Here is a 13,959-nt window from a genome sequence, read left to right on the forward strand (position 1 = left end):
GAAAAACCCCTTAAAGATTATAACATAGTTTTAAAAACGAGCAATTTCTTTGATTGACTTTTCTTTGGCCATAACGATCAAAGTTTCTTTACTAGAAAAAACATGATCAGGCTGTGGTAATGGATAAATCATCCCATCTTTTTTAGTCGCTAAAATACTAATTTGAAATCTGGTCCGGACTTTCTTTTCAATAATTGTTTTATTTAACCAGCTTTCTGGTGTCTTTATCTCATAAATTCCAATATCTGGTGTTAATTCTAAATAATCAAAAACATTTTTAGACCCATATTTAACAGCAATTTTTTCAGCTATTTCTTTTTCGGCATAAACAACATAATCAGCTCCATTTCTAAGCAGCAATTTTCGATGAACATCACGATTAGCTCTGGCAATAACATATTTTGCCCCACAATCTTTTAATAGCACTGTTATTTCTAAGGCTGTTTGAAAATTGTCACCAATAGCCACAATACAAATATCAAAATTATTGACCCCTAATGATTCAATAAAATCTTCATTAGTCGCATCACCAATTTGAATATCATTGACAATATTAACCGCATTATCGGCTCTTTCTTCATCTTTTTCGATAGCTAAAACTGCATTTCCTTCTTCAATAAATTTTCGCGATAAATGCCGTCCAAAACGACCAAGTCCAATTATTAATACTGATTTCATAATTCTTAATCCTTTCAATTATTATTAACCAATTTGAATTTTTTCGGCTGCTGCTTTTGATGGAACCGGACGATTACTTGCAAATGCTAATAAAAATGTAATCGAACCAACTCGCCCAATTATCATCAACAACGCTAATAAGCATTGTGATACAACACTTAAACTAGTAGTTATTCCTACAGTTAGACCAACTGTTGCCATTGCTGATACCGTCTCAAATAAAGATGCAACAAAAGGAACCTGATCAATATGACAAATAACCAAAGCAACCGATACTGTTAAAATCAAATAAATCATTAAAACAATACTGGCAGTTTTAATAATTTCATCACTAATTCGCCGATGATATACTTCTACAGCTTTCCGCTGTTTAAATAAATTGACAATGTTGACAATTAAAACAGCAGCTGTCGTTGTTTTGATCCCACCGGCAGTAGAACCAGAAGAACCACCGACAAACATCAAAATAATTAAGATCACCTGGGTTGTCTCACGAATTTTTGATAAATCAACGCTATTAAATCCAGCTGTTCTGGCGGTCACTGATTGAAACATCGATTCTAAAATCGTCGCATTACCTTGTTCAAAAATATAAACTAAAAATGTTCCGCCAAAGATTAAAATCAAAGTAACTGTCAAAACTAATTTAGTATGTAGCCGCATTTTTCTAAAACTAAAACGCGAATCGATCATATCTTTCCAAACTAAAAAACCTAAACCACCAATAACGATTAGTGACATGATAATTAAATTAACATACCAGTTATCCTGGTAAGATACTAAAGAGTTAAATGGTTCAATTGTTCCCATTAAATCAAAACCAGCATTACAAAATGCCGAAATACTATGGAAAATGGCAAACCAGATTCCTTTAGCCAAACCAAATTGACGGCAAAATACTAACGCTAATAAAAATGCCCCAATTCCTTCAATAATCAAAGTTTTTACAACGATAAACTTTGTTATCTTAACAATTCCGCCAACCTGTGGGGAAGAGATGGAATTTTGCATAATTGAACGTGTTAAAAAACCAATCTTCTTTTTAGCCAAAGTTAGGATATAAATACATAATGTCATAAATCCGATTCCACCAATTTGAATCAAGGAAATAATAACCAATTGTCCAAACCAGGTCCAGTTAGTATAAGTATCCGCTCGAATCAATCCAGTAACACAAGTTGCTGATGTGGCGGTAAAAAAAGAAGTCATCACAGAAATTTCTTGACCTTCTTTTACTGAAATTGGCAAAGTTAGTAAAATTGTTCCTAGTAATATAATTAAACAAAAACCTAAAAATATTACTTTAGTCGGCGAATATTCATGCAGCAGTTTTTCGGTAATTTTTTCTTTGATAAGCAACCACCTCGACCTTCTATCTTTATGAATTCACTATACTAAATTAAGTATAAATATAAAATAAAGATTTTTGCAAGGATATTAAGATTGTATAAAGATTGACTTTTTCTTAATGAAATTTTAATTGGTTTATTCAATAACTTACGTTATTTTAATACTTATTTTGATATTCTATAAATAGAAATAGAGGTGGTAGTAATGGAAAATTTAGAATTATTACTTTTATTGATGGTTATTATTGGTGGCGGTTATTATCTAATTAAATATTCTAAAATATAAAAAGAAACTGAATTTCAGTTTCTTTTTTTACAATTCTTTAGTTAATGTACGAACATAATTATATAATGTTTCATGGCTTTGATCCTGGTGTTCTTTAATAATATTTACAATAGCACTACCAACGATAATTCCATCAACTATATCTTTAAAATATTTAACTTGTTCAGGATTATTGATTCCAAAACCAATAGCAACTGGTGTATCGGTAACTGATTTAATTGTTTCTACAATTCCTTTAACATCCGTTTCAATAGAATTACGCATTCCAGTTACTCCCATTGAAGAAACTAGATAGATAAAGCCCTGGGCCTGACTGGCAATCTTAGTAATTCTTTCTTGACTGGTTGGGGCGATCATTGATATAAACGTAACTCCATATCGATAACAAACATCAGTTACCTCCTTGCTTTCTTCAAAAGGACAATCAGGAATAATTATGCCATCAATCCCACATTCTTGACACTTTTGAAAAAATCGATCATAACCATAATGGAAAACAGGATTTAAATATGTCATTAAGCAAATTGGTATTTGTGAACTTTGACGAACAGCACTGACTATTTCAAATACCTGATCAGTTGTCATCCCATTTTTAATAGCTCGAATATTAGCATCTTGAATCACTGGCCCTTCTGCAATTGGATCACTAAATGGTATTCCAATTTCAATCAATGAAGCTCCAGCTTTTTCTAATTCTAAAATATAAGCAATCGTACTTTCTTTATTAGGATCACCGGCAGTTAAAAAAGGAATAAATGCCGTTTTATTTTTAAACGCTTCTTGGATTCTATTCATGAAGATCAACCCCCCGATATCTGGCAATCGCTGCAACATCTTTGTCGCCACGACCTGATAAACAAATAATTACAACATCATCTTTACTCATCTGTGGTACAATTTTACGAGCATGTGCAATTGCATGAGCACTTTCAATTGCACAAATTATTCCTTCCGTTCGAGCTAAATATTCAAAAGCGTCAACGGCTTCATCATCAGTCACTGGTACATATTGAGCACGACCAATATCATGTAAATAGGCATGCTCCGGACCGATTCCTGGATAATCTAATCCCGCTGAAACCGAATAAACTGGTGCAATTTGTCCATATTCATCTTGGCAAAAATAAGACTTCATTCCATGGAAAACTCCTAGAGAACCAGTAGCGATCGTCGCAGCATTCAAGGCAGTATCCACTCCTTTACCAGCAGCTTCACAACCAATTAATGCAACTTCTGGATCATCAATGAAATGATAGAACATTCCCATTGCATTACTGCCACCACCAACACAGGCCATTACAGCCGTAGGCAATTTTCCTTCATACTCTAAAATCTGTTTGCGAGCTTCTTTAGAAATAACACTCTGAAAATCTCTGACGATCATTGGAAATGGATGGGGTCCCATAACTGACCCTAACACATAATGAGTATCGTCAATTCTTTTAGTCCATTCACGCATCGTTTCATTGACTGCGTCTTTTAAAGTCATGGTTCCTGTTGTAACACTATGAACCTTGGCTCCTAAAAGTTCCATTCGATACACATTCAAAGCCTGACGATCAGTATCTTCTTTTCCCATAAAAATTTCACACTCTAACCCCAGTAACGCGGCGGCTGTAGCAGTAGCTACACCATGTTGCCCGGCACCAGTTTCCGCAATAACTCGTGTTTTACCCATCTTTTTAGCCATTAAAACCTGACCTAAAACATTATTGATTTTATGGGAACCCGTATGATTTAAATCTTCACGTTTTAAATATACTTTTGCGCCATTTAAATCTTCAGTCATTTTTTTAGCATAATATAATAATGATGGCCTTCCGGCATATTCATTTAATAACTTTTGTAATTCCTGATTAAACTCCGGATCATTTTTATAAAACTCGTAAGCTTGTTCAACTTTATGAATTTCACTCATTAATGTTTCGGGAATATACTGTCCCCCATGTATTCCATATCTACCTGTTTCCATTTTTGACTCTCCTTACTACCTGTTCTATTTTATTTCGATCTTTACAGCCATCGGTTTCTACACCGCTGCTAAGATCGAGTCCATATGCTTTTATTTTTAAGGCTTGATCAAGATTATTTAAATTTAAGCCGCCGGCCAAGAAAAATGGCTTATCAATTTCTTTTATCAACGACCAGTTAAATGTCTGACCACTGCCACTAACAACATTATCTAAAAGATAATAATCTACGGGATAGTTAAGCTTTTTTAAGTCAATATTATTACTCATTTTAATTGCTTTGATGATTGGAAGTTGGATTCTTTTCTTTAGTTGTCGAATATAAGCAACATCTTCATTTCCATGAAGCTGAACCAGATCAATGATTTTATCATCAGCTAATTTTTCAATAATATCTAAATTACTATCAACAAAGACACCAACAGCTAAAATGTTAGGATCTAACTGCTGTTTTAATTGCTTCGCCAGCTGATAAGTAACCTGTCGTTTACTTTTGGCAAAGACAAAACCAATATAATCTGGCTGGTATGCATTAACATAATCTATGTCTTGATTTCGAAACAGACCACAGATTTTAATTTTCATTAGGTTCACGTAGACCTTGAAGGATTTCAAAGGTCTTCCGTTTATCATGAGAACGCATCAACGTTTCTCCAATCAAAACGGCATTAACGTTATTTTCTTCAAGTGCCCGGATATCATCATAAGTTTTAATACCACTTTCAGATACAAAAACAACATCTTCAGGCACCATGCTTCTAAGTTCAATACTATTTTTGAGATCTACTTCAAAATTTCTTAAATCACGATTATTAACCCCAATTATTTTAGCCCCAACTCGTAAGGCCTTTTTGACCTGCATAGAACTATGAGCCTCAACTAAACCACTCATTCCTAGACGTTCAGCTAGATTTAAACAACGCATCAATGTAATTTCATCTAAAACACTACAAATCAATAAGACCGCATCAGCGCCTAATAATTTAGCTTCATAAATCATATATTCATCAACAACAAAATCTTTTCGTAAAACCGGAATCTTAACAACTTTTTTAATTTCCGCTAAAAAGTCATCATCCCCCTGAAAGAAATCCGGTTCAGTTACCACTGAAATAGCAGCTGCTCCGATATCTTCATATTCTTTAGCAATTGTTTTATAATCAAAGTTTTGAGTAATAACTCCTTTAGAAGGCGAAGCACGCTTAACTTCCATAATATAAGATAATCCTGGTTTTCTTAGCGCCTTTTCAAAAGGATATTCTTTACTAATTGGCTTATCAAAAGCTAATTTAGCTAGCTTTTCAATTGAATTTCTTTTTTTGTTTTCTGCAACTCTCTCTAATGTTCTTTCAACAATGTCATCAATAATCATTTTCTAAACTCCTTCTACGCATTAGTTTCCTTAATGAACTCCTCCAGTTTAGATAAAGCTTTTCCAGAATCAATCAAATCAGCTGCCAATTCAATACCTTCTTGCATCGTCTTAGCTTTGCCACCAATATAAATAGCTGCACCGGCATTCAATAATACAGCATCTCTTTTTGGTCCTTTAACACCATTTAAAATATCACGAGTGATCTTGGCATTATAATCAGGACTACCTCCAACTAAATCAGCCTTGTTACACCGTTTAAAACCAAATTGTTCTGGAGTAATCGTGTAGCTGGTATAGCTGCCATCTTTGACCTCACAGACACTAGTTGGTGCTGATAAAGAAATTTCATCTAAACAGTCTTGTCCATAGACTACCATTGCTCTTTTTACTCCCAAATTTGATAAAACCTCAGCTAGTGGTTTTACCAGAGTTTCTTCATATACCCCCATCACCTGCATGCTGGCACCAGCAGGATTAGTCAAAGGACCCAGAATATTAAAGACTGTCCTAATTCCCAACTCTCTTCTAACTGGAGCGACATATTTCATCGCAATATGATAATTTTGAGCAAATAAGAAACAGATGTTAATCTTGTTTAATATTTTAGCACTTTTTTGAGGAGATACATCAATTTTTACACCTAAAGCTTCTAAAACATCAGCAGCTCCACATTTAGAACTAGCTGCCCGATTACCATGTTTAGCTACTTTTACACCACTGGCAGCAATAATTATTGATGATGTCGTCGAAATATTAAATGAATTAGCTCCATCACCACCAGTACCAACAATCTCCAATACTTCTTCATCATTTAATAATTTAATACAATGTTCCCGCATTCCAGCAGCACTACCCGTTATTTCATCAATAGTTTCTCCTTTAATACTTAAAGCGGTTAAATAACTGCTCATTTGAACATCACTGGCTTTTCCATCCATGATTTCATTCATACATGTTTTAGCTTCTTCTGCCGTTAAATCAATTTTCTTTGATAATTTCAATATCGCCTCTTTAATCATTTCTCGCTACCTCCAAAAAATTCTCTATTATCTGTTTTCCTTCTGGCGTTAATATCGATTCTGGGTGAAATTGTAATCCATAAACTGGATAATCTTTATGTTTAATTGCCATCACTTCTTGATCATCACTAATTGCTATTACTTTTAGCTTGGGTGCTAAACTTTCTTTAGCAACTGCCAATGAATGATATCTAGCTACCTGTAATGGTTTAGTCACATGGTTAAATATTGAATCATCTTCAGTAAAAACCAGCGAACTTTTGCCATGCATCAGCTTTTTAGCATAAGTAATCTGACTGCCAAAGGCTTCGCAAATAGCCTGATGTCCTAAACAAACACCCAAAATTGGTTTTTTTTGATAAAAATACTTAATAATTTCTTCAATATTTCCCGCTTCACCAGGTTTTCCAGGTCCCGGTGAAATAACAATTATTTCAGGATCTAGTGTTTCTATTTCCTTTATAGTCATTTCATCATTTCGAATCACTTTAATATCAGGATCAATTGAACCAATTAATTGATACAAGTTATAAGCAAAACTATCATAATTATCAATTAATAAAATCATCATTCGATCCCTCCATCTGCTTCTTTGATCGCATTTATTACAACTCGAGCTTTATTCAAACACTCCTGATACTCATTTTCAGCAATACTGTCATAAACAATTCCAGCACCGGAACAAGCATAAACCTGATCATCTTTTTTATACGCGATCCTAATCGCAATACAAGTATCTAAATTACCTGTAAAATCAATATATCCTATCGCCCCACCATAAATTCCCCGGCGACTTTGTTCTAATTCATCAATAATTTGACTAGCTTTGATTTTAGGAGCGCCTGATAAAGTTCCCGCTGGAAGTAAAGCATCAATAGCATCAATTGCATCTTTGTCATCTTTAATAATTCCCGTTACTGTAGAACCTAGGTGCATCACATGTGAAAACTTCAATACTTCTAAATATTTTTCTACTTTAACGCTATTAAATTTAGCAATTCTACCAATATCATTTCGACCTAGATCCACTAACATATTATGTTCTGCCAATTCTTTTTCATCAGCTAACAATTCCTCCATTAACATCTGATCCATATTTTCATCCTGACCCCGTGGTCGCGTTCCCGCTAAAGGATAAGTATATAAATTGTGATCTTCTAATTTAATCAAAGTTTCCGGCGAGGCACCGGCAATTTCTTGACTTTGACTAGAAAAGTAAAACATATATGGCGAAGGGTTCGTCGTTCTTAAAATTCGATAAGTATCAAATAAACTGCCTTGAGCTTTAGCCGCTAAACGATTGGCTAAAACTACTTGAAAAATATCCCCTTCTTTAATATGATCTTTTGCTTTTTCTACCATTGCACAATATTCTTTTTGGCTAAACAATGACTGAAAATCACTTTTTAATTCTAATACTGGTATTTTAGCTTTAGTACCCTTTTTTAGGATTTTTTCTAACCGTTCGATCCGTTTGGTTGCTTCAACATAACTCTCTTGTAAATCAGTCGTACTCGCATTAACAATCAAAATTATTTTTTGTCGATAGTTATCAAAACAAATGACTTGATCAAATAACATTAAATCAACATCATTAAAATCCTGATTATCTTCATGTAACTTTAATGTCGGTTCATTATATTTAAAATAATCATAAGCAAAATATCCAACTAAACCCCCAGTAAATGAGGGCAGTCCAGTAAGTTTAGGACTTCGATACTTCTGCAACAATTTTTTAATATAGGTTCCAGGATAATCAACTTTAAAGATTTGATCATCAACTTTCATCATATTATTTAAACAAGTAATTTCACTTGTTGGTTCAAAACCCATAAATGTATAGCGGCTCCATCGTTTAGTATCATCCACACTTTCTAACATGTAACAGTGATTACTGTAGTTTTTCAAAATTCGCATAACTTCAATTGGTGTAAATTGATCACCATAGATTTCTTTACTTACTGGTATTAAATCATAATTACCATTTTTTACTATCTCTTGAGCTTGTTCTAGTGTTGGATAATACATTTTTAATTTCCTCCTTAATAAACAAAAAACCGTCCCGACAGAAAATAATTCTGTCAAGGACGGATAAAATACACTTATTCCGCGGTGCCACCTTGCTTCACGATACACTCGTGCTCTTACTAGATGCTATCACATCTATGACTACTTACGTAAGTCTCACGTCAAAGAATACTCAGCTAATGCTTTTCACTTTGCCCTCCGTGGTCCATTTAATAGGCTGCGTTCTACCTGCTTCCACCATCCAGGCTCTCTGTAAGTGCACGATCTATTTTTATCTCCACTTCATCGGTTTGCTTGTTAATATCATATACTGATATATTTTTAGTGTCAATAAATTTTTAAATTTTTGATAAATGTTTTTAATCAAAAACATTTTTTATCACATATATAAAATTCAAAAAACAACGATAAATTCAACAAAAATTTTTTAAAAAATTTATGAAAGCCCTTTCATTTTTTGAACAATTGTGCTATTATAATGGTGAGGAAAGGATTAGACGAAAGGAGTTGAAAATATGAACGAGATGTATGTTATTTCAGTATTATTACTTTATACATTAATAGTTTTAATTGATGTACTACTTAGATCATATCAGCTACTTGGAATTGGTCTAGCAGATGATGATGAAAGTATTTTAAAAGCCAACCCAATTTTCGTCAACTACATTTCTAGTAAGATCGCTCCATTTAATCTTAGAATCAATATGAAAAAAGATTATCGGCTAAATATGAAACGTAGACCCCCAATTATATCAGTGGCTCACTGAGGTTGAGTCAAAACGGATCTAGATTAATTATTTAAATAAGTACTTTAAATTTAGTAATTGTGTAGTTTTAAAAATTTCTAATATAAAATGACAATAAACCATGTAGCATTAGTTACATGGTTTTATTATTTGATGAATTGATAAAACTTATCAACATCATAATTGACAATTAATTTTTTAGGAAAATTAATTTCCGTGATAATACTTTCGATTTGATCAAAATTCATGACATCAAAATGAATATGAGCATCACTACCGAAAATAACCGGTACTTGACAACGATGGCATAGTCTTAACATCTCAATTACATTTTCTCGAGAATGCAAACGTGAATTACTTCTTAAAGCATTATTATTAACTTCTAATAGAGTATGATAGTTCTTAGCAGCCAAAACTACTTTTTCATAATCTAAAGGACAATAACCATCGTCAGGATGAACAATGACACTAATATGGGGATTTTTGATGGTTTCAATAACTGCATGGGTGTTTTGTTCAATCGTTCCGGGTTGATAACAATGAAAATGAATTCCAGCCATACAATAATCAACATACTGATACAAATTTTCATCAATACTCAATTTACCATCATGATCTAAAATATTTATTTCAATTCCTAAAATAAGATCTAGACCATTAAAATTTCGTGGTACGACATGATAATTTTTAAAATAAATTGGATCACAAGTTCCCGGAATTCCAACATCATGTTCTACAATTCCTAATAGTTTCAACTCTTTATTTTTAGCTTCAGCTACTAATTCACTAATAGTCGAATAAGCATGCCCACTGGCAATAGTATGCGTATGTACATCTAATTCATATTTTTCCATTTTAGCCTCCGTTTTAAATAATCTAATTAAGATTAATTATATGCCAATCAGCTATTTTTGCAACCAAAAAAAGAGACTGAAATCTCTTTAAAATACTGTAAAAATAATTAGACTGAATAACGCAATTGATGCTGCAGGTGCATCGACATGACTGTCTAATTCAGTATTAAAATAAGTATTAAAAATAATGAAAAATAATTGTGCTAAAACCCCAAAAATAGCACTGATCAATAATGAACCGGTAGCCATCATCGCATATCCCGCTATTAATGTCGTATGATGAGTAGCCGGAAAATCCGGAGTAGCGAAAACAAAAATCAAACTTAAGGCACTTAAAGAAAATCCGATGCTGGAAACATTAGTATCAGCAACAAAATACGCTGTAACTAACGATAGTGCCAAAGCAAAGATTATTTGAAATCCCCAAAAATTGAGCTGATCAAGTTTGAAAAGTGACTCTTCTGGATGATGGATATATTTCTTGGTCCCAAATAAGACCCGAATCAAAACGTTGACTGAAAGTACCACTAAAGCTCCAATATCAATTGGAAACTGCCAGGCTGTAAACAAAGAAAACAACCCATATCCTAACAAGCCAAAAATACCACCAATAATTAAAACTAGCCAATCACCAGTAAAATATAAAGATCGATTCCCATTAGCACCATTAATATCATGATGACGAATATTAGCTGCAAAAGCCAATCCTGCTATGGCCCCATTGAAACAAACACAAGGCATAAATAATAAATTTAATACCTGATTTGTCAAAACAACAGTATTAGCTCCTGAAGCATCTAAGATAATAACGATCAATCCAACCAACCCAGTAATTACAAATGAAGCTGTCCCACCTATCATTGTACCTAGAATTCCCGATATAAAAGCAAGCAAATAATTGGTCATCTCGTCTCTCCTTCTCCATTTTTATTTGGCTTTTAATATCTTTATTATAACATTGATTTTTTGTGATTAATAGACAAAAAATACGATAAAATCACATAAAATCAGGATATTATTCCTGATTTTACTCTTCGAGACTAATAAATTCCAAATTGGGATCTTTATGATTAAGCCGATAACTAATTTGAATAAAGGCTAAAACGATAAACGCTAAACCAACCACTAAATCTTCAATAATTATAATTGCAATATTACCATGGATAATAAATCCTGGTGTTATCATGATTGCTTCAAACAAACTAGATAACGATGCAATCTGCATAATTTGAAAGCTCAAGCTAAAAAACTCCGCTAAAATTAATGCTATTACGCTCCAAAAACCACAGATTCCTAATCCGGTTTTTGAAAGTCGTTTAGATACAATTTGATAACCTTTCAAAGCTAAAAATGCCATTAAATAACCACTCAAACGACCCAGAACTGTATATTGATAAGCTACGACCCAAACTACTGCTCCTAACAAGGATCCAATCATAGCTCCTAAAAAACCATAATAATATTTTTCATGAAAACTATCTTCATTACCACGTAATTGACTATAACATTCATGACAAATATTAATAATCTTGCCATGATAGCGATAAAAGCTGGTTTCCCGTTGTAGATGACAATGACTGCAACCTGGTAAATAGTGGATTTTACGTATCGTTAACGTTAAATTTTTTAATAATTGGTAAACCTGATTAAAATCATGACCAGATAAAGTAACTTTAATCCGTCCATTACTATAATTAATAGCTTTGACACAGGTAATCTTATTTTCCAGCAATGAAAAATACTCATCAATTTTAATTCGATCATTACCAACCGCACTAACAGTAACCGATATATTTTCATTTAAAACTTTAATGACTACTGGATAATCATTAAATAAACCAAAGATATAATTATCAATATGCTTTAAATGATTACAAATGGCAAATTCGCCAATATCATCATTAATCTGATGATCATTGATTTTACAGGTACTTGATTGATGATCATCTAACTCTAGTAAAAAGCGATTATTAATCATTAATAAATATGGAAATATCCAAAAAAAGCCAATAAACATTGTCACAACACCTAAAATTACCCAGCCTAGAACACTTAACTTTAAAGTAAGTCTTTTTATCATTCTTTTAGCTGTCATCAATTCACAACTAGTTGTAAAAGCCGTTAAGATTGACATTTCTGGATGATTAGCCAACAGATAAAGTGCCGGCATAAATTTTAAATAAATCAAAACTCCCGGGATGATAAATAAAAACAGCCCTAAAAAACAAGCCAGCATGACAAGCCAAAAAGCAATTCCATGATAAAAATATGTTGTTAAATCTGCTTTCAATAATTTAAGACTAGCTTGTTTATTTACTATCAGTTCCCTTAGATAACAATATAACTGCATCGAAAAACCACCAACAAAAAGATAAGCAACTAAAATTATCGCCACAGCTATAAAATCAATAATTCCAACCAGCGAAGAAGTTTTTAAACTTAAAAGCCAGTAAAAAAACAGCATTAACGATACAATTAAACAGAAACTGACACCAAAAATTGCTAAACAAGCTTTCCAAATAGCCAATCGTTGTTCACCAGCCATTTTCCAGGCCCATTTCTTTAATACTTTGCTATCCATAATTACACCTTACTTCCGATGATTCTATTATACCTTAATCCAATTAACTATTCATTACTTTTTAACTGCCGTTTTACCCTAATTATTTCAATCAATACCATAATAACAATTGGTACAATAAAAACTCCCACAACGCCAAATAATTCAATTCCTAAATACATTCCAATCAATGATACAACTGGATTTAATCCTAGTTTACGAGCCATCAATCGTGGTTCTAAAATATTTTTAGTAATAATAACTAGTAAGTAAATAAACAGTAATCCTAATGCTAATGGAATCTTATTGGTAATGGCATTAATTATGATCCAGGGAACCATGATCATATCAATTCCTAAGATGGGAAAAAAATCAAAAACTGCAATTATACAGGCTAACATCATAGCTTGATCTAATCCAATAAGCAAAAAACCACAATACAGTTCCCCAAAAGTAACTATCATTAAAATAAAATATGTTTTAAACATATTGCTTAAAACCTCTTTAACGGTGGCAATTACTAACGAAACTAATTCAAAACGATTGATGAACTTAGTTTCCAGATACTGATAATCAAGCAAAATAAATAATGAAGTAATAATTACAAACATTAAATCAAACATAAAGCTAGGTATTTTAATAATAAAATTAATGACCCAGTGGATAAAATTAGAAGAAATAGTTTCTACAACACTAATTGAACTGCTGTAGATAATATCTAAATATTTGCTTAAATCAATAATATAATGATTAGTGCTCAATAAATAATATAAATTTTGCAAGTATCCCGGCATTAATTCTAAAATCTGATAAATTTGAATAACACAAAAGATAATTAATCCGATCATTATTAAAATAAGAATTAAATAATTTAAGACGATGACTATTTTTTTTATAAATTGGTGATTGATTTTTAAAAATTCAATTTCACGATTTAATAACGGCTGAAAAACAGCAACTAATAAACAACTAAAAAAAAGTGGTAATAACCAGTTAACTAATGCCCATACAACAGCTATGATAATTATAACTATCAATAAATAATATATATATTTAAGCAACTTATCAATCACACTATCACCATTAAATTATAT

The 13,959-nt window shown here is 32.4% G+C and carries 14 protein-coding genes; 1 reads left to right on the top strand and 13 read right to left on the bottom strand.

The genetic code is table 11. The annotated features are described in order from the left end of the window. Nucleotides 1-30: 30 nt before the first annotated feature. From Q0K54_RS00135 to trpE, 9 genes are all read right to left on the bottom strand, one after another. Nucleotides 31-678, bottom strand: coding sequence for a TrkA family potassium uptake protein (locus Q0K54_RS00135; RefSeq protein WP_294577635.1), 648 nt, complete (start codon nt 676-678; stop codon nt 31-33). Between the two features lie 24 nt (nt 679-702). After that, the gene (locus Q0K54_RS00140; RefSeq protein WP_294577638.1) at nt 703-2,037 is read right to left on the bottom strand and encodes a TrkH family potassium uptake protein; all 1,335 of its coding nucleotides are present in this window, start codon (nt 2,035-2,037) and stop codon (nt 703-705) included. Nucleotides 2,038-2,340: 303 nt separating this feature from the next. Then, entirely contained in the window at nt 2,341-3,108 is a 768-nt protein-coding gene (gene trpA / locus Q0K54_RS00145) for a tryptophan synthase subunit alpha (RefSeq protein ID WP_294577641.1), read from the bottom strand. After that, entirely contained in the window at nt 3,101-4,285 is a 1,185-nt protein-coding gene (trpB, locus tag Q0K54_RS00150; RefSeq protein WP_294577644.1) for a tryptophan synthase subunit beta, read from the bottom strand. The genes trpA and trpB overlap by 8 nt, the downstream gene beginning before the upstream one ends. Continuing rightward, entirely contained in the window at nt 4,272-4,868 is a 597-nt protein-coding gene (locus Q0K54_RS00155; protein WP_294577647.1) for a phosphoribosylanthranilate isomerase, read from the bottom strand. The genes trpB and Q0K54_RS00155 overlap by 14 nt, the downstream gene beginning before the upstream one ends. Next, complete coding sequence (gene trpC, locus Q0K54_RS00160; RefSeq protein WP_294577650.1) at nt 4,858-5,655, bottom strand: indole-3-glycerol phosphate synthase TrpC; 798 nt, start codon at nt 5,653-5,655, stop codon at nt 4,858-4,860. Before trpC ends, Q0K54_RS00155 begins: the two co-directional genes overlap by 11 nt. A gap of 14 nt (nt 5,656-5,669) precedes the next feature. After that, nucleotides 5,670-6,677: an anthranilate phosphoribosyltransferase gene (gene trpD, locus Q0K54_RS00165; RefSeq protein ID WP_294577653.1), complete on the bottom strand. Its 1,008-nt coding sequence runs from the start codon at nt 6,675-6,677 to the stop codon at nt 5,670-5,672. Further along, entirely contained in the window at nt 6,670-7,245 is a 576-nt protein-coding gene (locus Q0K54_RS00170) for an aminodeoxychorismate/anthranilate synthase component II (protein WP_294577798.1), read from the bottom strand. Before Q0K54_RS00170 ends, trpD begins: the two co-directional genes overlap by 8 nt. Further along, nucleotides 7,245-8,705 (bottom strand): anthranilate synthase component I, encoded by a 1,461-nt coding sequence (trpE, locus tag Q0K54_RS00175; RefSeq protein WP_294577656.1) that lies wholly within the window; start codon nt 8,703-8,705, stop codon nt 7,245-7,247. Before trpE ends, Q0K54_RS00170 begins: the two co-directional genes overlap by 1 nt. A 515-nt stretch (nt 8,706-9,220) precedes the next feature. On the opposite strand from trpE, the gene Q0K54_RS00180 reads away from it, so the two are divergent. Continuing rightward, nucleotides 9,221-9,472, top strand: a complete 252-nt coding sequence (locus Q0K54_RS00180; protein ID WP_294577659.1) for a hypothetical protein — start codon at nt 9,221-9,223, stop codon at nt 9,470-9,472. Between the two features lie 125 nt (nt 9,473-9,597). On the opposite strand, the gene Q0K54_RS00185 is transcribed toward Q0K54_RS00180, so the two are convergent. The 4 genes from Q0K54_RS00185 to Q0K54_RS00200 form a co-directional block, all read right to left on the bottom strand. Further along, nucleotides 9,598-10,305, bottom strand: a complete 708-nt coding sequence (locus Q0K54_RS00185) for a phosphatase (RefSeq protein ID WP_294577662.1) — start codon at nt 10,303-10,305, stop codon at nt 9,598-9,600. A gap of 87 nt (nt 10,306-10,392) precedes the next feature. Beyond that, complete coding sequence (locus Q0K54_RS00190; RefSeq protein WP_294577665.1) at nt 10,393-11,211, bottom strand: hypothetical protein; 819 nt, start codon at nt 11,209-11,211, stop codon at nt 10,393-10,395. 121 nt (nt 11,212-11,332) lie between these two features. Further along, nucleotides 11,333-12,886 carry a hypothetical protein gene (locus Q0K54_RS00195; RefSeq protein WP_294577668.1) on the bottom strand — a complete coding sequence of 518 codons (1,554 nt, stop codon included), beginning with the start codon at nt 12,884-12,886 and terminating at the stop codon, nt 11,333-11,335. Between the two features lie 47 nt (nt 12,887-12,933). Then, nucleotides 12,934-13,938 (bottom strand): AI-2E family transporter, encoded by a 1,005-nt coding sequence (locus tag Q0K54_RS00200; RefSeq protein WP_294577671.1) that lies wholly within the window; start codon nt 13,936-13,938, stop codon nt 12,934-12,936. Nucleotides 13,939-13,959 lie beyond the last annotated feature (21 nt).

Origin of the sequence: uncultured Thomasclavelia sp. (genome assembly GCF_944324745.1) — a bacterium.
Lineage (GTDB): Bacteria > Bacillota_I > Bacilli_A > Erysipelotrichales > Coprobacillaceae > Thomasclavelia.

Bases quoted from the DNA above. Each gene is read 5' to 3' on its own strand.
- trpB (WP_294577644.1), bottom strand. From the start codon at position 4,285: ATGGAAACAGGTAGATATGGAATACATGGGGGACAGTATATTCCCGAA.
- Q0K54_RS00190 (WP_294577665.1), bottom strand. From the start codon at position 11,211: ATGACCAATTATTTGCTTGCTTTTATATCGGGAATTCTAGGTACAATG.
- trpC (WP_294577650.1), bottom strand. From the start codon at position 5,655: ATGATTATTGATGACATTGTTGAAAGAACATTAGAGAGAGTTGCAGAA.
- trpE (WP_294577656.1), bottom strand. From the start codon at position 8,705: ATGTATTATCCAACACTAGAACAAGCTCAAGAGATAGTAAAAAATGGT.
- Q0K54_RS00135 (WP_294577635.1), bottom strand. From the start codon at position 678: ATGAAATCAGTATTAATAATTGGACTTGGTCGTTTTGGACGGCATTTA.
- Q0K54_RS00185 (WP_294577662.1), bottom strand. From the start codon at position 10,305: ATGGAAAAATATGAATTAGATGTACATACGCATACTATTGCCAGTGGG.
- Q0K54_RS00195 (WP_294577668.1), bottom strand. From the start codon at position 12,886: ATGGATAGCAAAGTATTAAAGAAATGGGCCTGGAAAATGGCTGGTGAA.
- Q0K54_RS00155 (WP_294577647.1), bottom strand. From the start codon at position 4,868: ATGAAAATTAAAATCTGTGGTCTGTTTCGAAATCAAGACATAGATTAT.
- trpA (WP_294577641.1), bottom strand. From the start codon at position 3,108: ATGAATAGAATCCAAGAAGCGTTTAAAAATAAAACGGCATTTATTCCT.
- Q0K54_RS00170 (WP_294577798.1), bottom strand. From the start codon at position 7,245: ATGATTTTATTAATTGATAATTATGATAGTTTTGCTTATAACTTGTAT.
- trpD (WP_294577653.1), bottom strand. From the start codon at position 6,677: ATGATTAAAGAGGCGATATTGAAATTATCAAAGAAAATTGATTTAACG.
- Q0K54_RS00180 (WP_294577659.1), top strand. From the start codon at position 9,221: ATGAACGAGATGTATGTTATTTCAGTATTATTACTTTATACATTAATA.